The organism is Nocardioides sp. Z13_37 (assembly GCF_058355585.1).
In genome coordinates this window covers 18493-35107 of sequence record NZ_JBZGDV010000005.1, presented here as the reverse complement: position 1 = coordinate 35107, position 16615 = coordinate 18493, and the positions used below count along the sequence as shown (strand labels likewise).

The following is a 16615-nucleotide window of genomic DNA, read 5'->3' as shown; positions in this document are numbered from 1 at the left end:
CATGTCCACCACGACGCCCGAGACCGACGGCAAGCCCAGGAAGGCGGGCCTCTTCGACATCCGCAACATCATCGGCGGCCTGTTGGCGCTGTACGGCGTGATCCTCGCGCTGGCCGGGCTCCTCGGTGAGCACGAGCCGGAGAAGACCGGCGGGATCAACGCCAACCTCTGGACCGGCCTGGCCCTGCTGGCGGTGGGGCTGGGCTTCCTGGCGTGGGCGCGGCTGCGGCCCATCGTCGTCCCCGCCGACGTCGACCGCCCCGACGACGACCCGACCCGCCCGGCGCCGCAGCGCAAGCGCCCCCCAGCACACTGACCCGGGTCTAGGGTCGGCGCATGGAGAGCCTGGCGCCCGGACTCGACCGCCTCGTGGGAGGGCTCACGGGCGAGCTCGACGCGCGGCTCGCGGACGTCGACGCCGCACTGGCCCAGCACTACCCGGGCGAGCGGGCGGGGCGCCAGCCGGTGCACACCGTGTACGTCCCGGCCGACCGCTTCCACGCCGGCCTGGTCGCCGAGCACGGCGCCGCGGCGCTGCGTGCGGTCGACGCGCACGAGGAGCGACTGCTGGCGCTCGTCGGCGGCGACGACGACCTGGTGTCGCGGGTGCGCGACAAGCTGGCCCGCGAGCCCGTCGAGGACCTCCGGATCGACCTCGAGGACGGCTACGGCACCCGGCCCGACGCCGAGGAGGACGCCGACGCCCGCCGCGCGGCCGGCGAGCTGCGCGCGGCGCTCGACGCGGGCGCCGCGGCGCCGTTCACCGGCATCCGGTTCAAGGGCCTCGAGGCCCCCACCCGCAGCCGCGGGGTGCGCACGCTCGCGCTGTTCGTCTCCCGCCTCGTCGAGGACGGACCACTGCCCGACACGTTCGTCGTCACGCTGCCCAAGGTGACCGCGGTCGAGCAGGTCGAGGCGCTCGTGCACGCCGCCGGCCGGCTCGAGTCGGGTCTCGGCCTGGCCGACGGCGCGCTGCGCTTCGAGATCCAGGTGGAGACGCCGCAGTCGATCCTGGGGCCCGACGGCAGCGCGCTGGTGGCGCGGATGGTGCACGCCTCCGCGGGCCGCTGCATCGGGCTGCACTACGGCACCTACGACTACTCCGCGGCGTGCGGCATCGCGGCGGCCCACCAGAGCATGGAGCACCCGGTGGCCGACCACGCCAAGGCGGTGATGCAGGCCGCGGCGGCCGGCACCGGCGTACGCCTCTCCGACGGCTCCACCAACGTGCTGCCGGTCGGCGGGCCCGACGAGGTGGCCGCCGCCTGGGCCACCCACCTGCGGCTCGTGCGCCGCTCGCTGGCGCGCGGCTACTACCAGGGGTGGGACCTCCACCCGGCCCAGCTGCCGACCCGCTTCGCGGCGACGTTCGGGTTCTACCGCGAGGGCCTGGACGCCGCGGCGGGCAGGCTGCGCACCTACGTCGAGCGCCGCGACTCCGGCGTCCTGGACGAGCCGGCCACCGCACGCGCCCTCGCCGACTTCCTGCTGCGCGGGGTCGACTGCGGTGCGCTGTCGCCCGACGAGGTGGGCGCCGGCACCGGCCTGGACGCCGGCCGGCTCGCCGGGCTGGCGCACCGCGCCGTGGAGGGTCGCGCGTGACGGCGACGACGAGATCACCGGGAGCAGGGGCAGGAGCAGGAATGGGAATCGTGCTGGGACCGAACCGCTACGGCAAGGCCGAGTCGCGCGTGGTGCGGATCGTGCGCGACACCGCGCGCCACGAGATCCGCGACCTCACCGTGTCGACGTCGCTGCACGGCGACTTCGCGGCCGCGCACACCGACGGCGACCAGTCGCAGGTGCTGCCGACCGACACGCAGAAGAACACCGCGTTCGCCCTCGCCAAGCGTCACGGCGTGTCCTCGCCCGAGGACTACGCGATCGCGCTCGGCGCCCGGCTGCTCGAGGCCACCCCGGCCGCCGAGGGCGCGGTCGTGCGGGTCGAGGAGCACGCCTGGGACCGGATCCCCGTCGACGGCCACGGCCACGACCACGCGTTCGTGCGGCGCGGCGGCGAGGTGCGCACCGTCGTGGCCGAGCTCTCGTCGCCCGGCACCACGGTGACGTCCGGGCTGGAGGACCTGGTGGTGCTCAAGTCGACCGGCTCGGAGTTCAAGGGCTTCCTCCGCGACGACTACACGACGCTGCCGGACGCCGACGACCGCATCCTCGCCACGGCCCTGCGTGCCGGGTGGCGCCACCGCGACGGCGCGCAGGTCGACTGGAACGCGACCTACGACGCGGTGCGTGCCCTGCTGCTGTCGACCTTCGCGACGACCTACAGCCGCGCGCTGCAGGAGACCCTCTACGCCATGGGGCGCGCGGTGCTCGAGGCGCACGAGGAGATCGCCGCGATCTCGTTCGCGGCCCCCAACAAGCACCACGTCCTCGTCGACCTCGAGCCCTTCGGGTTGGACAACCCCGGCGAGGTCTTCCACGCGGCCGACCGCCCCTACGGGCTCATCGAGGCCACCGTCGTGCGGGAGGGGGCGTGATGGACCTCGACGCCTTCAACGCCGCGCCGCAGGGGGACGCCCGCGCGGTGCTGCTCACCTGCCTCGACGCCCCGCGCTGGGCCGACCGCGTGCTGGCCGGGCGGCCCTACGCCGACCTCGGCGAGGTGGAGGCGGCGATGCTCGCCGCGTCGGCCACCATCGACGACGCCGACCTCGACGCCGCGCTGGCCCGGCACCCCCGGATCGGCGAGCGCGCCGACGCCGTCCGGCACGACGCGGCCCACTCCACCCGCGAGCAGTCCGGCGTCGACCGCGACGACGCCGACCTCGCCCGCCGCCTGGAGGAGGGCAACCGCGCCTACGAGGAGCGCTTCGGCCGGGTCTTCATCGTGCGCGCGGCGGGCCGCAGCGGCCCGGAGATCCTCGAGCACCTGCGCCGGCGCCTCGACAACAGCGAGGAGCTCGAGCGGGCCGCGACCGTCGACCAGCTCACCCAGATCGCGGTGCTGCGGCTGCGCGAGCAGCTGGCGAGGACGGTGGCCTGATGGCGTCACTGAGCACCCACGTCCTCGACACCTCCGCGGGCCGCCCGGCCGCGGGCGTCCGCGTCACGCTGGAGGCGGCCGACGGCGCGGTCCTCGCCTCGGCGGTGACCGACGGCGACGGACGTGTCGGCGACCTCGCCAGCGACCTGCCCACGGGCGAGGCCCGGATCCGCTTCGACACCGGCGCCTGGTTCGCCGCGGCGGGCGTCGAGGCGTTCTACCCCGAGGTCGTGGTGACCTTCGCCGTCGGCGCCGACGAGCACTACCACGTCCCGCTCCTGCTCAACCCCTACGGCTACTCCACCTACCGTGGCAGCTGAGCTGCTGGTCCGCGCCGGCCGCGCGGTCGTCGGGGGCAGCGAGCGGTCGGTCTCCGTACGCGTCCGCGACGGCGTCGTCGTCGACGTCGGTGCCCGCGACGCCGACGCCGCGGGCGCCACCGAGGTCGTGCTGGCCGACGACGAGGTGCTGCTGCCCGGCTTGGTGGACACCCACGTCCACGTCAACGAGCCCGGCCGCACCGACTGGGAGGGCTTCGCCAGCGCCACCCGCGCGGCGGCGGCCGGGGGAGTCACCACGATCGTCGACATGCCGCTCAACAGCATCCCGCCGACCACGACGCTCGCAGCCCTGGAGGCCAAGCGCGCGGTCGCGGCCGGGCAGACGTGGGTGGACGTCGGCTTCTGGGGCGGTGCCGTGCCCGGCAACCTCGCCGACCTGGCCGCGATGCACGAGGCCGGCGTGTTCGGCTTCAAGTGCTTCCTGCTCGACTCGGGGGTCGAGGAGTTCGGCCACCTCTCGCCGGCCGAGCTCGCGGCGGCGATGGGCGAGACCGCGCGCCTCGGCTCGCTGCTCGTGGTGCACGCCGAGGACGCCGACGAGGTGGCCGAGTGCGCGCACGGCACCGCCTACCGCGGCTTCCTCGACAGCCGGCCCGACGCGGCCGAGGAGCGCGCGGTCGCGCTCGTCGTCGAGACCGCCCGCCGCACCGGCGCCCGGGCGCACGTCGTGCACCTCAGCGCCTCGGGCGCCGTGCCGGGCCTGCGGGCGGCGCGGGCCGCCTGCGTCGACGTGTCGGTGGAGACGTGTCCCCACTACCTGCACTTCGACGCCGCCGCGGTCGACGACGGCGCCACCGAGCTCAAGTGCTGCCCGCCGATCCGGGGCGCGGTCAACCGCGACGCCCTCTGGCGGGCGCTGGTCGACGGCGACATCGACCTCGTCGTCACCGACCACTCGCCGTGCACCGCCGACCTCAAGGTCCGCGACACCGGCGACTTCGCGGCTGCCTGGGGCGGGATCGCCTCGCTCCAGCTCGGCCTGCCGGTCGTGTGGACCGGCGCCCGGGAGCGGCGCGTCCCCCTCGCCGACGTGGTGGGCTGGATGTCCACCGCTCCCGCCCGCCGGGTCGGGCTCGCCGGCAAGGGCGAGATCGCGGTGGGAGCCGACGCCGACCTGTGCGTCTTCGCGCCCGACGAGACGTGGGTCGTCGACCCGGCGGCGCTGCACCACAAGAACCCGGTCACGCCCTACGCCGGGCGTACGCTCACCGGCACGGTGCGGGCGACCTGGCTGCGCGGGCGACCGGTCGACCCGGCCGCCCCGTCGCGCGGACGACTGCTGAGGAGAGGGGAGCGGGCATGACCTACTGGGTGCCGAGGGGCGGGCTGCCGGGGCAGGCCGAGCTGACCACCGGGCAGTCGGGCCGGGCGGTCTTCACCGAGGCCTACGCCGTGCTGCCGCGCGGCACGATGAGCGACATCGTCACCAGCCGGCTGCCCCACTGGGACGACACCCGGCTGTGGGTGCTGGCCCGGCCGCTGTCCGGCTTCGCCGAGACCTTCTCGTGGTACGTCGTGGAGGTGGCGCCGGGCGGGGGCACCGAGCGCCCCGACGACGACTCCGACGCCGAGTCGGTGCTCTTCGTCGTGGGTGGCGAGGCGCTGCTGACGATCGACAGCGCGAGCCACCCGCTGGTCGCCGGCAGCTACGCCTTCGTGCCTCCCGGTGCCCGCTGGACGCTGCGCAACGACGGCAGGGCGGCCGCGACCTTCCACTGGATCCGCAAGGCCTACGAGCGCGTCGACGGCGTCGAGGTGCCCGAGGCGTTCGTCGTCCACGAGGACGACGTGGCCGCCGAGCCGATGCCCGACACCGACGGCGCGTGGGGCACCCAGCGCTTCGTCGACCCCCTCGACGTGCGCCACGACATGCACGTCAACATCGTCGGCTTCGAGCCGGGCGGTGCGATCCCGTTCCCGGAGACGCACGTGATGGAGCACGGCCTCTACGTCCTCGAGGGCAAGGCGGTCTACCTGCTCAACCAGGACTGGGTCGAGGTGCAGGAGGGCGACTTCATGTGGCTGCGCGCGTTCTGCCCGCAGGCCTGCTACGCCGGCGGCCCGGGACGGTTCCGCTACCTGCTCTACAAGGACGTCAACCGGCACCCGCGGCTGCGCCCGTCCTCTCCCGCGATGTGACCCGGGTCACGTAGCATGGCGGCGGCAGGTCGTCGTTCGGCATGGACAACCGGCGGCCCGTGACTCCCGAACCATGCGACCGCACCGCGCCACGCAGCACCACGGGGAGGAACGTGCCTGAGCCGCACATCACCGTCAACGGGCGCCCGCGCCCGCTCGCCGGCACGCCCACCCACACCAACGCGCTCGACTTCCTGCGCGGCTGCGGGCTGACCGGCGCGAAGGAGGGCTGCGCCGAGGGCGAGTGCGGTGCCTGCGCCGTCCTGGTCGCCAGGCCCGACGGGCCGCGCAGCCGGTGGACGCCGGTCAACGCCTGTCTGGTCCCCGCGCTCGCGCTCGACGGCCAGGAGGTGCTCACCGCCGAGGGCCTCGGCCGGCCCGACGACCTGCACCCCGTCCAGTCCGAGCTGGCGGTGCGCGGCGGCTCGCAGTGCGGCTACTGCACCCCCGGGTTCGCCTGCTCGATGGCCGCTGAGTACTACCGCCCCGACCGCGAGGAGGGCACCGGCGGGTTCGACCTGCACGCCATCGCCGGCAACCTGTGCCGCTGCACCGGCTACCGGCCGATCCGCGACGCCGCCCTCGCTCTCGGCAGCCCCGAGCCGGGCGACCCTCTCGCGCAGCGGCAGGCCGCCCCCGCGCCCGACCCGGTGCCGACCCGCGTCGACGGGTTCGCCCGTCCCGCCGACCTCGCCGACGCGCTCGCGCTGCTGGCCGAGCACCCCGACGCGATCGTCGTCGCCGGGTCCACCGACTGGGGGGTGGAGGCCAACCTGCGCGGCCGCCGGGCCGCCCACCTCATCGCGATCGACCGGCTGCCCGAGCTGCGCGGGATCGCCACCGACGGCCCGGTCGAGATCGGCGCCGCACTGACCCTGAGCGAGGTCGCGGCCGCGCTCGGCGACACCGTCCCGCTGCTCGCCGAGCTCTGGCCGCAGTTCGCCTCGCCGCTCATCCGCAACGGCGCCACCATCGGCGGCAACCTCGCGACCGCGTCGCCGATCGGCGACCTCGCCCCCGCCCTCCTCGCGCTCGACGCGACCCTCGTGCTCGCGTCCGTCGACGGCGAGCGAGAGGTCGCGCTGGCGGAGTTCTTTCCCGGCTACCGCGAGACCGTCCTGCGGCCCGGCGAGCTGATCCGGTGCGTACGCGTGCCGACGCCGCTCGCGCCGCACGCCACCTTCCGCAAGGTCGCCAAGCGCCGCGTCGACGACATCTCCAGCGTGGCGGTCGCCGCCGCGCTCGAGGTCGTCGACGGCGCCGTCGTGCGGGCCCGCATCGGCCTCGGCGGGGTGGCCGCCACCCCGCTGCGGGCGCGCGCGACCGAGGCCGCCCTGGAGGGCAGGCCGTGGTCGGCGGAGACCGTCGAGGCCGCGGCCGTCGTGCTGGCCGGGGAGGGCACGCCCATCGACGACCAGCGCGCGAGTGCCGCCTACCGCGCGGCGATGCTGGGCAACGCGCTGCGAGCCTGGTGGGCGGATGGGTGGGCGGAGCGATGAGCGAGCTGTCCCGGCGCCCCGACGACGCGGTCGTCGGGCTGTCGCTGCCCCACGAGAGCGCCGCCCTGCACGTCACCGGCCACGCCCTCTACACCGACGACCTGGTGCACCGCACGCCCCACGTGCTGCACGCCCACCCGGTCTGCTCGCCGCACCCGCACGCCCGGGTCGTCCGGCTCGACCCCGCGCCGGCGCTGGAGGTGGCGGGCGTGGTGCGGGTGCTGACCGCCGCCGACGTGCCCGGCACCAACGACGCCGGCGTCAAGCACGACGAGCCGCTGTTCCCCGAGATCGCGATGTTCGTCGGGCACGCGGTCTGCTGGGTGCTGGGGGAGACGATCGAGGCCGCCCGCCTCGGCGCGGCCGCCGTGGAGGTCGACTACGAGCCGCTCCCCGCGATCGTGGCGCTCACCGAGGCGATCGAGGCCGGGAGCTTCCAGGGCGGCCAGCCGGTCGTCGCGCGCGGCGACGTCGAGCAGGGTCTCGCGGGGGCCGCCCACGTCTTCAGCGGCGTGAGCGAGATGAGCGGCCAGGAGCACTTCTACCTTGAGACCCACGCCTCGCTCGCACTCGTCGACGAGGGCGGGCAGGTGTTCGTGCAGAGCAGCACCCAGCACCCGAGCGAGACGCAGGAGATCGTGGCCCACGTGCTGGGCCTCGACAGCCACCACGTCACCGTCCAGTGCCTGCGGATGGGCGGCGGATTCGGCGGCAAGGAGATGCAGCCGCACGGCTTCGCCGCGGTCGCGGCGCTCGGGGCTGTCCTCACCGGACGGCCGGTGCGCCTGCGGCTAAGCCGCACCCACGACATGACGATGACCGGCAAGCGGCACGGCTTCCACGCCCAGTGGCGCGTCGGCTTCGACGCCGACGGCCGGCTCGCCGCGCTGGAGGCGACGCTGACCTCCGACGGCGGCTGGAGCCTCGACCTCAGCGAGCCCGTGCTGGCCCGCGCGCTGTGCCACGTCGACAACGCCTACTGGATCCCCGACGTGCGCCTCTTCGGCCGGGTGGCCCGCACTCACAAGACCTCCCAGACCGCCTTCCGCGGCTTCGGCGGGCCCCAGGGGATGCTGGTGATCGAGGACATCCTCGGCCGCTGCGCGCCCCTGCTCGGGATCGACCCCGCCGAGCTGCGCCGCCGCAACCTCTACGTCGAGGGCCAGGCCACCCCCTACGGCCAGCCGGTGCGCCACCCCGAGCGGCTCGCCGCCGCCTGGGACCAGGTGATCGCCTCCGGCGACGTCGTACGCCGGCGCGCGGAGGTCGCGGCCTTCAACGCCGCCCACCCGCACCGCAAGCGCGGGCTGGCGATCACGCCGGTCAAGTTCGGCATCTCCTTCAACTTCACCGCCTTCAACCAGGCGGGGGCGCTGGTGCACGTCTACAAGGACGGGTCGGTGCTGATCAACCACGGCGGCACCGAGATGGGCCAGGGCCTGCACACCAAGATGCTGCAGGTCGCGGCCACCGCCCTCGGCGTGCCCCTCGACCGGGTGCGGGTCGCGCCCACCCGCACCGACAAGGTGCCCAACACGTCCGCGACCGCGGCGAGCTCGAGCACCGACCTCAACGGCGGCGCGGTGAAGGACGCGTGCGAGCAGATCCTGGCCCGCCTGCGCGAGGTCGACGCGGGCCGCGGCCTGCCCTGGGAGGAGGTCGTGCGTGAGGCCTACTTCAGCCGGGTGCAGCTCTGGGCCGCCGGCTTCTACCGCACCGAGGGCATCCACTGGGACTCCACGCTGATGCAGGGCCACCCGTTCAAGTACTTCGCCTACGGCGTCGCGGCCGCAGAGGTCGAGGTCGACGGCTTCACCGGCGCCCACCGCACCCGACGCGTCGACATCGTGCACGACGTCGGCGACAGCCTGTCCCCGCTCGTCGACCTCGGCCAGGTGGAGGGCGGCTTCGCGCAGGGAGTGGGCTGGCTGACCCTGGAGGACCTGCGCTGGGACGAGTCGCACGGACCGGCCCGCGGCCGGCTGACCACGCAGTCGGCCAGCACCTACAAGCTGCCGAGCCTCGGCGAGCTGCCCGACGAGCTCCACGTCGCGCTCCTCGAGCACGCCGCCGAGACGGGAGCGGTCTACGGCTCCAAGGCGGTCGGCGAGCCGCCGGTGATGCTGGCCTTCGCGGTGCGCGAGGCGCTGCGCGCGGCCGCCGCCGCGTTCGGCCCGGAGGGCACGAGCGTCGAGCTCGCCTCGCCGGCCACGCCCGAGGCGGTGTTCTGGGCCGCGGAGCGTGCCCGGGCCGCGGCCCCCGGCCACGTCGCCGAGGGCCTGCCCGGCGTCGTGCCCGACCGGCCCGACCCGGAGGCGCCGCCCCTGCACCCCCGCTCCGAGCAGGCCGCCCACGCGGCCGGGGAGGCGTGACGTGCACTGGCTGGCAGCGGTCGGACGCCTCCGCGACGAGCGACGGGCCGGCGTGCTCGTGACGGTCGCCGGCGTGCGCGGCCACGCGCCCCGCGACCCGGGCGCCAAGATGGTGGTGTCCGCCGACGGCGCGTGGGGCAGCGTCGGTGGCGGCAACCTCGAGGAGACGGCGCTGGCGCGGGCGCGGGCGATGCTGGCCGAGGGCGCCGCGGAGCCCGAGCAGCTCGTCCTGGGCCTCACCGACAAGGCACGCACCGACCACGGACGCCAGTGCTGCGGCGGCGAGGTCACCCTGCTGCTCGAGCCGCTGCCGGTGGTGGGGTCGGTGGCGGTCGTCGGCGTCGGTCACGTCGGCCTCCAGCTCGCCCGCGTCCTGGCGGCCCACGACCTCGACCTCCACCTCGTCGACTCGCGCGCCGCCCAGCTGGCCGAGGAGCGCCTGGCGCTGCCGGGCGACGGCGAGGCGCGGGTGCGGGTGCACCACGCGCCCGTCCCCGAGCTGGTGCTCGGCACGCTCCCGGCCGGCACCCACGTGCTGGTGATGACCCACGACCACGCCGAGGACTTCGCGCTCTGCGACGAGGCCCTGCGGTGCACCCACCTCGGCTCGATCGGGCTGATCGGCTCGGCCGCCAAGTGGTCCCGCTTCCGCACGGCCCTCGCGCGGGAGGGGCACGACGAGGCGGCCCTGGCGCGCATCCGCTGTCCGATCGGCCGGCCGGCAGCGGTGTCCCCGGCAGCGGTGTCCAAGGCGCCCGCCGCCATCGCCGTCTCGGTCGCCGCGGAGCTGCTCGACCTCCTCGCCGCCGACCGCGCCCGGGCCCGCGCGTGAGCCCCGGCCCGCCGGCCGCCGGCCCGACGGCCGCCGAGGTCGTCTACCGCGCCCGCGCCTTCGACGCCCCCGACGACCCGTTCGCCGCGGCCGGGCCCGCGTTCCGCTATGACGACGACCTCGGCCTCGCCGTCTCGGGCGAGGGGGTCATCGTCGACCGCGGTCCCTTCGCCGAGGTCGCCGCGACCCGCCCGGGCGCGCCGGTGATCGACCTGCGGGCCGGGATCCTGCTGCCCGGCCTCGTCGACACGCACGTCCACTTCCCCCAGGTGCGGGTGATCGGTGCCCTCGGCATGCCGCTGCTGGAGTGGCTCGAGCGCTGCGCCCTGCCGGAGGAGGTGCGCCTCGCCTCGACGACCTACGCCGCCACCGTCGCCCAGGAGCTGGTCGCCGGGCTGATCGCCGCCGGGACGACGACGTCGCTGGTGTTCGGCTCGCACTTCGCCCCCGCGGTGGACGCCATGTTCGCGGAGGCCGAGCGGTTCGGGCTGCGGGTGACGAGCGGGCTGGTGGTCAGCGACCGGATCCTGCCCGAGCCGCTCCTCACCACGCCCGAGCGCGCCCGCGACGACGCCGTCCGGCTGGCGGCGGACTGGCACGGGCGGGGCCGGCTGCGCTACGCCGTCACGCCCCGGTTCGCGCTGTCCGCCTCCGACGCGATCCTGGCGGCGTGCGCCGACGTGCTCGCCGCCGTCGACGGGGCGTTCTTCACCTCCCACGTCAACGAGAACAACGCCGAGATCGCCACCGTGGCCGCCCAGTTCCCGCACCGCGCCAACTACGTCGACACCTACGACCACCACGGGCTGCTGGGCGGGCCGGCCGTGCTCGCGCACGACGTGCACCCCACCGACGCCGAGCTCGCCGTCCTGGCGGCCCGGCGCACGGCGGTCGCCTACTGCCCGACGAGCAACTCGGCCCTGGGCTCAGGGATGTTCTCCCTGCGGCGCCACGTCGCGGCGGGGGTGCGCGTCGCCCTCGGCAGCGACGTCGGCGCGGGCACCGGCTTCTCGATCTTCAAGGAGGGCCTGCAGGCCTACTTCCTGCAGCACCTCCTCGGCGCCGACGGGCTGCAGCTCGCCGCCGGGCACCTGCTGCACCTGAGCACCGCGGCGGGCGCCGCCGCGCTCGGGCTCGGCGACGTCACCGGCGACCTCAGCCCCGGCAAGCAGTTCGACGCGATCTGCCTGCGGCCGCGGGTCGGCACCGCGCTCGACATCGGGCTGCGCCACGCCGGGTCGCCGGAGGAGGCCCTCGGCAAGATCTTCGCGCTGGCCCACGACGCCGACGTCGCCGACGTGTGGGTGGGCGGCGACCAGGTCGCCAGCGGCGGGTTCGTGCGGCCGGTCAGCCGCCCCGCGCCAGCAGCACGTCGTACGCCTGCAGGGTGAGGAAGTCGGGAAAGTCGTCCCCGAGCGCGCAGTCGACGAACAGCCGGCGGGCGTCGTCGTCGACCGCACCGCCGAGGGCGTCGAACTCCTCGGCGACCAGTCGCTCGACGAGCTCGCGGGTGATCGTCTCGCCGGAGTCGAGGGTGGCGTCGTTGTGGACCCACTGCCACACCTGCGAGCGCGAGATCTCGGCCGTGGCCGCGTCCTCCATGAGGTGGTCGATGCCGGCGGCGCCGTTGCCGGAGAGCCAGGCGTGGAGGTACTGCATGCCGACCCGCACATTGCCGCGCAGGCCCGCCTCGGTGCGCTCGCCGGGCGTCGCGGCCACCGCGAGGAGGTCGGCCGGCCGCACCGAGACGTCGTCGCGGAGCACGTCGAGCTGGTTGTCACGCCCGTCGAGGACCCCGTCGAAGACCTCAGCGCACACCGGCACCAGGTCGGGGTGCGCCACCCACGACCCGTCAAAGCCGGCCCGCGCCTCGCGGGTCTTGTCCTCGCGCACCTTGGCGAAGGCGCGCGCGTTGACCTCGGGGTCGCGGCGGCTCGGGATGAACGCCGCCATCCCGCCGATGGCGAAGGCGCCGCGGCGGTGGCAGGTGCGCACCAGCAGGTCGCTGTAGGCGGTCATCATCGGCGCCGCCATGGTCACCGCGTTGCGGTCGGGCAGGGTGAAGGCGGGGCCTGCGTCGCGGAAGTACTTGATGATGCTGAACAGGTAGTCCCAGCGGCCCGCGTTGAGCCCGGCGGCGTGGTCGCGCAGCTCGTGGAGGATCTCGTCCATCTCGAACGCCGCCGGGATGGTCTCGATGAGGACGGTCGCGCGGACGGAGCCGTGCGGCACCCCGAGCTCGGCCTGGGCGTGGGTGAAGACGTCGTTCCACAGCCGGGCCTCGAGGTGGGACTCCAGCTTGGGCAGGTAGTAGTAGGGACCGCTCCCTGCCGCGAGCAGCTCCCGGGCGTTGTGGAAGAAGTGCAGGCCGAAGTCGACCAGCGCCGCGACGACCGGGCGGCCGTCGGCGGTGAGGTGGGCCTCATCGAAGTGCCACCCACGCGGGCGGGGGAGGGCCACCGGCGCGCTCGCGGGGTCGGCGACGGCGTACTGCCGGCCCTCCGGCGACGTGTACGACAGCCGCCCGCGGACGGCGTCGCGCAGGGTCAGCTGGCCGCCGACGACGTTGCGCCAGTGGGGGGTGTTGGCGTCCTCGAGGTCGGCCAGCCACACCCGGGCGCCGGAGTTGAGGGCGTTGATCGCCATCTTGGGGTCGGTGGGACCGGTGATCTCCACGCGGCGGTCGCGCAGGTCGTCGGGCACCGGGGCGACCCGCCAGTCCGAGCTGCGCACCTCGGCGGTCTCGGGGAGGAAGTCGAGGCGGCCGGTGCGGGCGACTTCCGCGCGGCGGGTGCGGCGCGCGGCGAGCAGCTCGTCGCGGCGCTCGTGGAAGCGGGCGTCGAGGCCGGCCACGAAGTCCAGCGCCTCGGGCGTGAGGACCTCCTCGGACCTCGGCACGGGTGGGGCGGACACGTCCAGGCCGGTCATGGCGCCACGCTAGCCGTCGGCGAGGCCGGGTGGTCCGGTCCGGCGGGCGCTCGTCCTGCCGGGTTTGGTAACGAACGGGCAACAGCGGCCCCAGCCGTCTGGACGTGACCTCCGTCACTCCATATGTTGCGTGGAACAACATATGCATGGACGTCCGGCGCTCCGGCGGGTCGACGTGCGAGATCGCTAGGAGGCGGTTCGTGTGAAGCGAAAGCACAGTCTGGTCCTCGTTCCCCTGCTCGGCGCCGCCATGGCGCTGACCGCCTGCGGCAGCGAGGACAGCAGCTCGGGCAACGACAGCAGCGACGACAGCAGCAGCGAGAGCAGCACCGAGGCGACCGGCAAGGTCGGCGTGATCCTTCCCGACACCGAGTCCTCGGTGCGGTGGGAGAGCGCGGACCGTCCCGCCCTCGAGGCCGCCTTCGAGGAGGCCGGCGTCGACTACGACATCCAGAACGCCGAGAACGACGCCGAGCGGATGACCCAGATCGCCGACACCATGATCGGCAACGGCGTGACGGTCCTCGCGATCGTCAACCTCGACTCCGAGTCCGGGGCAGCCATCCAGGAGAAGGCCAAGTCCCAGGGTGTCGCCACCATCGACTACGACCGCCTCACGCTCGGCGGCTCGGCGGAGTACTACGTGTCCTTCGACAACACCGTCGTCGGCGAGCTGCAGGGCCAGGGCCTCGCGGACTGCCTCGGTGACAAGAAGGCCAACATCGTCTACCTCAACGGCTCGCCCACCGACAACAACGCCACCCTCTTCGCCGAGGGCGCGCACAGCGTGCTGGACGAGATGGACAGCTACACGGTCGTCGGCGAGCAGGCGGTCCCGGAGTGGGACAACGAGGAGGCCGCCACGATCTTCCAGCAGCTCTACACCGCTGCGGACGGCAAGGTCGACGGCGTGCTCGCGGCCAACGACGGGCTCGGCGGCGCCGCGATCAGCATCCTCGAGGGCAACGGCCAGGCCGGCAAGGTGCCGGTGACCGGTCAGGACGCCACGGTCGAGGGCCTGCAGAACATCCTCGCCGGCACGCAGTGCATGACGGTCTACAAGTCCGCCACGCAGGAGGCGCAGGCGCTCGCCGACGTCGCCATCGCGCTCGCCAACGGCGAGGAGGCCGACACCACGGGCACCACGGTGGACTCCTCCGACGACAGCGAGGTCCCCTCGATCCTGCTCGAGCCGCAGGCCATCACCAAGGACAACATCACCGACGTGATCGAGGACGGCGGCCAGAAGGCCGAGGACATCTGCACGGGCAAGTTCGCCGACCTGTGCGCCGAGGCCGGCATCTCCTGACCCGTCCGACGCCAACGGTGTCCGAGCCGCACCCGGCTCGGGCACCGTTGCGTCCCCGCAAACAACAAACCTCGTCCCGATCGGAGTAGGTCAATGCCGGAACCGCTGCTCGAGCTGCGCGGCGTGAACAAGAGCTTCGGCGTGGTGCACGTGCTGCACGACGTCGACTTCGCCGTCCACCCCGGACAGGTCACCGCCCTGGTCGGCGACAACGGCGCGGGCAAGTCGACCCTCGTCAAGATCATCGCGGGCATCTACGGCCGCGACAGCGGTGACTACCTCTTCGAGGACCGCAAGGTCGAGGTGCACGGCCCCCGCGACGTGGCCGCGCTGGGCGTCGAGGTCGTCTACCAGGACCTCGCGCTGTGCGACAACCTCGACATCGTCCAGAACATGTTCCTGGGCCGCGAGGAGGTCAAGGGCTTCGGCCTCGACGAGGTGACGATGGAGTCGCGCGCCCGCGAGACGCTGTCGTCGCTCTCGGTGCGCACCGTGAAGTCGGTGCGCCAGAGCGTGGCGAGCCTGTCGGGTGGTCAGCGCCAGACGGTGGCGATCGCCAAGGCCGTGCTGTGGAACTCCAAGATCGTCCTGCTCGACGAGCCGACCGCGGCGCTGGGCGTGGCGCAGACCCGCCAGGTGCTCGACCTGGTGCGGCGCCTCGCCGACCGGGGCCTCGGCGTGGTGCTGATCTCGCACAACCTGGGCGACGTCTTCGAGGTCGCCGACCGGATCACCGCGCTCTACCTCGGCCGGGTGGCCGCCGACGTCTCGGTGAAGGACGTGACCCACAGCCAGGTGGTCGAGCTGATCACCGCCGGACGCTCCGGCAGCCTCGGCATCTCCGAGAACCCCGCGACCGCGACCGTCTGAGAAGGACCGGAGACCACACCATGACCGATTCAGGCACCGCCACCGACGCCGGCCCCTCGGCGACCGAGCCCACCCCCCACGCCGGCTTCGCCGACGACGACGTCCAGGCCGTCACGATCGCCGACTCGGCCCGCGACTACGTCAACCGGCTGCGCGGCGGCGACATGGGCTCGCTGCCCGCGATCTTGGGCCTCATCGTCCTCTTCGTCGTCTTCTCCTCGCTCAACGACCGGTTCCTCACGACCTACAACATGGCCAACCTGGTCGTGCAGGCCGGCTCGATCATCGTGCTGGCGATGGGCATCGTCTTCGTGCTGCTGCTCGGGGAGATCGACCTGTCGGCCGGTGTCGCCGGCGGCGCCTCGGCGACGATCATCGCGCTGATGCTCATCGACTACGACTGGACGTGGTGGCTGGCCACCCTCGCCGGCGTCGCCGTCGGAGCGGTGATCGGCTTCGCCATCGGCGCGCTCGTGTCGGGGCTCGGCATCCCGTCGTTCGTCGTCACCCTCGCGTTCTTCCTGGCGCTGCAGGCGGTGCCGCTGCGGCTGATCGGCTCGGGCGGCTCGCTGCGCTTCAACGACGAGGTGCTGCGCGGGCTGTCGATCAAGAACGTCCCGGTCACCGCCGGCTGGATCGCGGCGGTGCTCATCGTGGTCGGCTTCGCCACGGTCTCGCTGTGGCGCTACCGCTCGCTCGCCTCCAGGGGCCTGGTCCACCGCCCGCTCGGGCTGGTGGTGATCCGCATCGTCTTGCTCGGGGCGATCGTCCTCGGCCTGACCGCCCTGCTGAGCGCCAACCGCGCACCCAACCCGGCGCTGTTCACCATCAGCGGCATCCCGTGGGTCGCCCCGGTCGTGATCGCGCTGCTGCTCTTCTGGACCTTCGTGCTGACCAAGACCCGCTTCGGTCGCCACCTCTACGCCGTCGGCGGCAACGCCGAGGCCGCCCGCCGCGCGGGCATCAACGTGCGCCGGGTGAAGATCGCCGCGTTCGTCATCTGCTCCTCGATGGCCGCGATCAGCGGCATGCTCGCGGCGTCCTACACCGGCAAGGTCTCGCCGGGCTCCGGCGGCGGCAACGAGCTGCTCTACGCCGTGGGTGCCGCTGTCATCGGCGGCACCAGCCTCTTCGGTGGACGCGGCCGGGCGATGGACGCCGTGATCGGCGGCCTGGTGATCGCCACCATCCCCAACGGCCTGGGCCTGCTCAACCAGGCGAGCTACATCAACTTCCTCGTCACCGGCGGCGTGCTGCTGCTCGCCGCGAGCGTCGACGCCGTGTCCCGGCGCCGCCGCTCGTCCGCGGGCGTGTAGGGCCG

Annotated in this window: 15 protein-coding genes; 14 read left to right on the top strand and 1 reads right to left on the bottom strand. The window is 74.1% G+C overall.

What is annotated here, in order from left to right; translation table 11 throughout:
- The first annotated feature begins 1 nt into the window (after position 1).
- The 11 genes from AC4H2S_RS13025 (at position 2) to AC4H2S_RS12975 (ending at position 11578) form a co-directional block, all read left to right on the top strand.
- Complete coding sequence (locus AC4H2S_RS13025; protein ID WP_491497413.1) at positions 2 to 316, top strand: hypothetical protein; 315 nt, start codon at positions 2 to 4, stop codon at positions 314 to 316.
- A 20-nt stretch (positions 317 to 336) separates the two neighbouring features.
- Entirely contained in the window at positions 337 to 1602 is a 1266-nt protein-coding gene (locus tag AC4H2S_RS13020) for a DUF6986 family protein (RefSeq protein WP_491497412.1), read from the top strand.
- 41 nt (positions 1603 to 1643) lie between these two features.
- Positions 1644 to 2498 carry a factor-independent urate hydroxylase gene (pucL, locus tag AC4H2S_RS13015; protein WP_491497411.1) on the top strand — a complete coding sequence of 285 codons (855 nt, stop codon included), beginning with the start codon at positions 1644 to 1646 and terminating at the stop codon, positions 2496 to 2498.
- A complete protein-coding gene (uraD, locus tag AC4H2S_RS13010) occupies positions 2498 to 3004 on the top strand; it encodes a 2-oxo-4-hydroxy-4-carboxy-5-ureidoimidazoline decarboxylase (RefSeq protein ID WP_491497410.1) in 507 nt (168 codons plus the stop codon). The genes pucL and uraD overlap by 1 nt, the downstream gene beginning before the upstream one ends.
- A complete protein-coding gene (gene uraH / locus AC4H2S_RS13005; RefSeq protein ID WP_491497409.1) occupies positions 3004 to 3324 on the top strand; it encodes a hydroxyisourate hydrolase in 321 nt (106 codons plus the stop codon). Before uraD ends, uraH begins: the two co-directional genes overlap by 1 nt.
- Entirely contained in the window at positions 3314 to 4648 is a 1335-nt protein-coding gene (gene allB, locus AC4H2S_RS13000) for an allantoinase AllB (protein WP_491497408.1), read from the top strand. The genes uraH and allB overlap by 11 nt, the downstream gene beginning before the upstream one ends.
- A complete protein-coding gene (locus tag AC4H2S_RS12995; protein ID WP_491497407.1) occupies positions 4645 to 5484 on the top strand; it encodes a bifunctional allantoicase/(S)-ureidoglycine aminohydrolase in 840 nt (279 codons plus the stop codon). Before allB ends, AC4H2S_RS12995 begins: the two co-directional genes overlap by 4 nt.
- Before the next feature lie 113 nt (positions 5485 to 5597).
- Positions 5598 to 6983 carry a xanthine dehydrogenase small subunit gene (locus AC4H2S_RS12990; RefSeq protein ID WP_491497406.1) on the top strand — a complete coding sequence of 462 codons (1386 nt, stop codon included), beginning with the start codon at positions 5598 to 5600 and terminating at the stop codon, positions 6981 to 6983.
- The gene (gene xdhB / locus AC4H2S_RS12985; RefSeq protein ID WP_491497405.1) at positions 6980 to 9355 is read left to right on the top strand and encodes a xanthine dehydrogenase molybdopterin binding subunit; all 2376 of its coding nucleotides are present in this window, start codon (positions 6980 to 6982) and stop codon (positions 9353 to 9355) included. Before AC4H2S_RS12990 ends, xdhB begins: the two co-directional genes overlap by 4 nt.
- A gap of 1 nt (position 9356) precedes the next feature.
- On the top strand, positions 9357 to 10187 hold the full coding sequence (gene xdhC, locus AC4H2S_RS12980) for a xanthine dehydrogenase accessory protein XdhC (protein ID WP_491497404.1): 831 nt from the start codon (positions 9357 to 9359) through the stop codon (positions 10185 to 10187).
- Positions 10184 to 11578 (top strand): guanine deaminase, encoded by a 1395-nt coding sequence (locus AC4H2S_RS12975; protein WP_491497403.1) that lies wholly within the window; start codon positions 10184 to 10186, stop codon positions 11576 to 11578. The genes xdhC and AC4H2S_RS12975 overlap by 4 nt, the downstream gene beginning before the upstream one ends.
- Here the strand turns inward: AC4H2S_RS12975 and aceB are convergent.
- Positions 11535 to 13115, bottom strand: coding sequence for a malate synthase A (aceB, locus tag AC4H2S_RS12970; RefSeq protein WP_491497402.1), 1581 nt, complete (start codon positions 13113 to 13115; stop codon positions 11535 to 11537). The two genes, AC4H2S_RS12975 and aceB, sit on opposite strands and share 44 nt — an antisense overlap.
- 202 nt (positions 13116 to 13317) lie before the next feature.
- On the opposite strand from aceB, the gene AC4H2S_RS12965 reads away from it, so the two are divergent.
- From AC4H2S_RS12965 to AC4H2S_RS12955, 3 genes are all read left to right on the top strand, one after another.
- Positions 13318 to 14424: a sugar ABC transporter substrate-binding protein gene (locus tag AC4H2S_RS12965; RefSeq protein WP_491497401.1), complete on the top strand. Its 1107-nt coding sequence runs from the start codon at positions 13318 to 13320 to the stop codon at positions 14422 to 14424.
- A gap of 93 nt (positions 14425 to 14517) precedes the next feature.
- Positions 14518 to 15294 (top strand): ATP-binding cassette domain-containing protein, encoded by a 777-nt coding sequence (locus AC4H2S_RS12960; protein ID WP_491497400.1) that lies wholly within the window; start codon positions 14518 to 14520, stop codon positions 15292 to 15294.
- A 20-nt stretch (positions 15295 to 15314) separates the two neighbouring features.
- Positions 15315 to 16610: a sugar ABC transporter permease gene (locus AC4H2S_RS12955; RefSeq protein ID WP_491497399.1), complete on the top strand. Its 1296-nt coding sequence runs from the start codon at positions 15315 to 15317 to the stop codon at positions 16608 to 16610.
- Positions 16611 to 16615: the final 5 nt, after the last annotated feature.

What these genes read in the sequence shown, in the direction of transcription:
- AC4H2S_RS12960 (WP_491497400.1), top strand. Translation starts at nt 14,518, where the DNA reads ATGCCGGAACCGCTGCTCGAGCTGCGCGGCGTGAACAAGAGCTTCGGC.
- AC4H2S_RS12955 (WP_491497399.1), top strand. Translation starts at nt 15,315, where the DNA reads ATGACCGATTCAGGCACCGCCACCGACGCCGGCCCCTCGGCGACCGAG.
- aceB (WP_491497402.1), bottom strand. Translation starts at nt 13,115, where the DNA reads ATGACCGGCCTGGACGTGTCCGCCCCACCCGTGCCGAGGTCCGAGGAG.
- xdhB (WP_491497405.1), top strand. Translation starts at nt 6,980, where the DNA reads ATGAGCGAGCTGTCCCGGCGCCCCGACGACGCGGTCGTCGGGCTGTCG.
- AC4H2S_RS13020 (WP_491497412.1), top strand. Translation starts at nt 337, where the DNA reads ATGGAGAGCCTGGCGCCCGGACTCGACCGCCTCGTGGGAGGGCTCACG.
- pucL (WP_491497411.1), top strand. Translation starts at nt 1,644, where the DNA reads ATGGGAATCGTGCTGGGACCGAACCGCTACGGCAAGGCCGAGTCGCGC.
- AC4H2S_RS13025 (WP_491497413.1), top strand. Translation starts at nt 2, where the DNA reads ATGTCCACCACGACGCCCGAGACCGACGGCAAGCCCAGGAAGGCGGGC.
- AC4H2S_RS12995 (WP_491497407.1), top strand. Translation starts at nt 4,645, where the DNA reads ATGACCTACTGGGTGCCGAGGGGCGGGCTGCCGGGGCAGGCCGAGCTG.
- uraD (WP_491497410.1), top strand. Translation starts at nt 2,498, where the DNA reads ATGGACCTCGACGCCTTCAACGCCGCGCCGCAGGGGGACGCCCGCGCG.
- uraH (WP_491497409.1), top strand. Translation starts at nt 3,004, where the DNA reads ATGGCGTCACTGAGCACCCACGTCCTCGACACCTCCGCGGGCCGCCCG.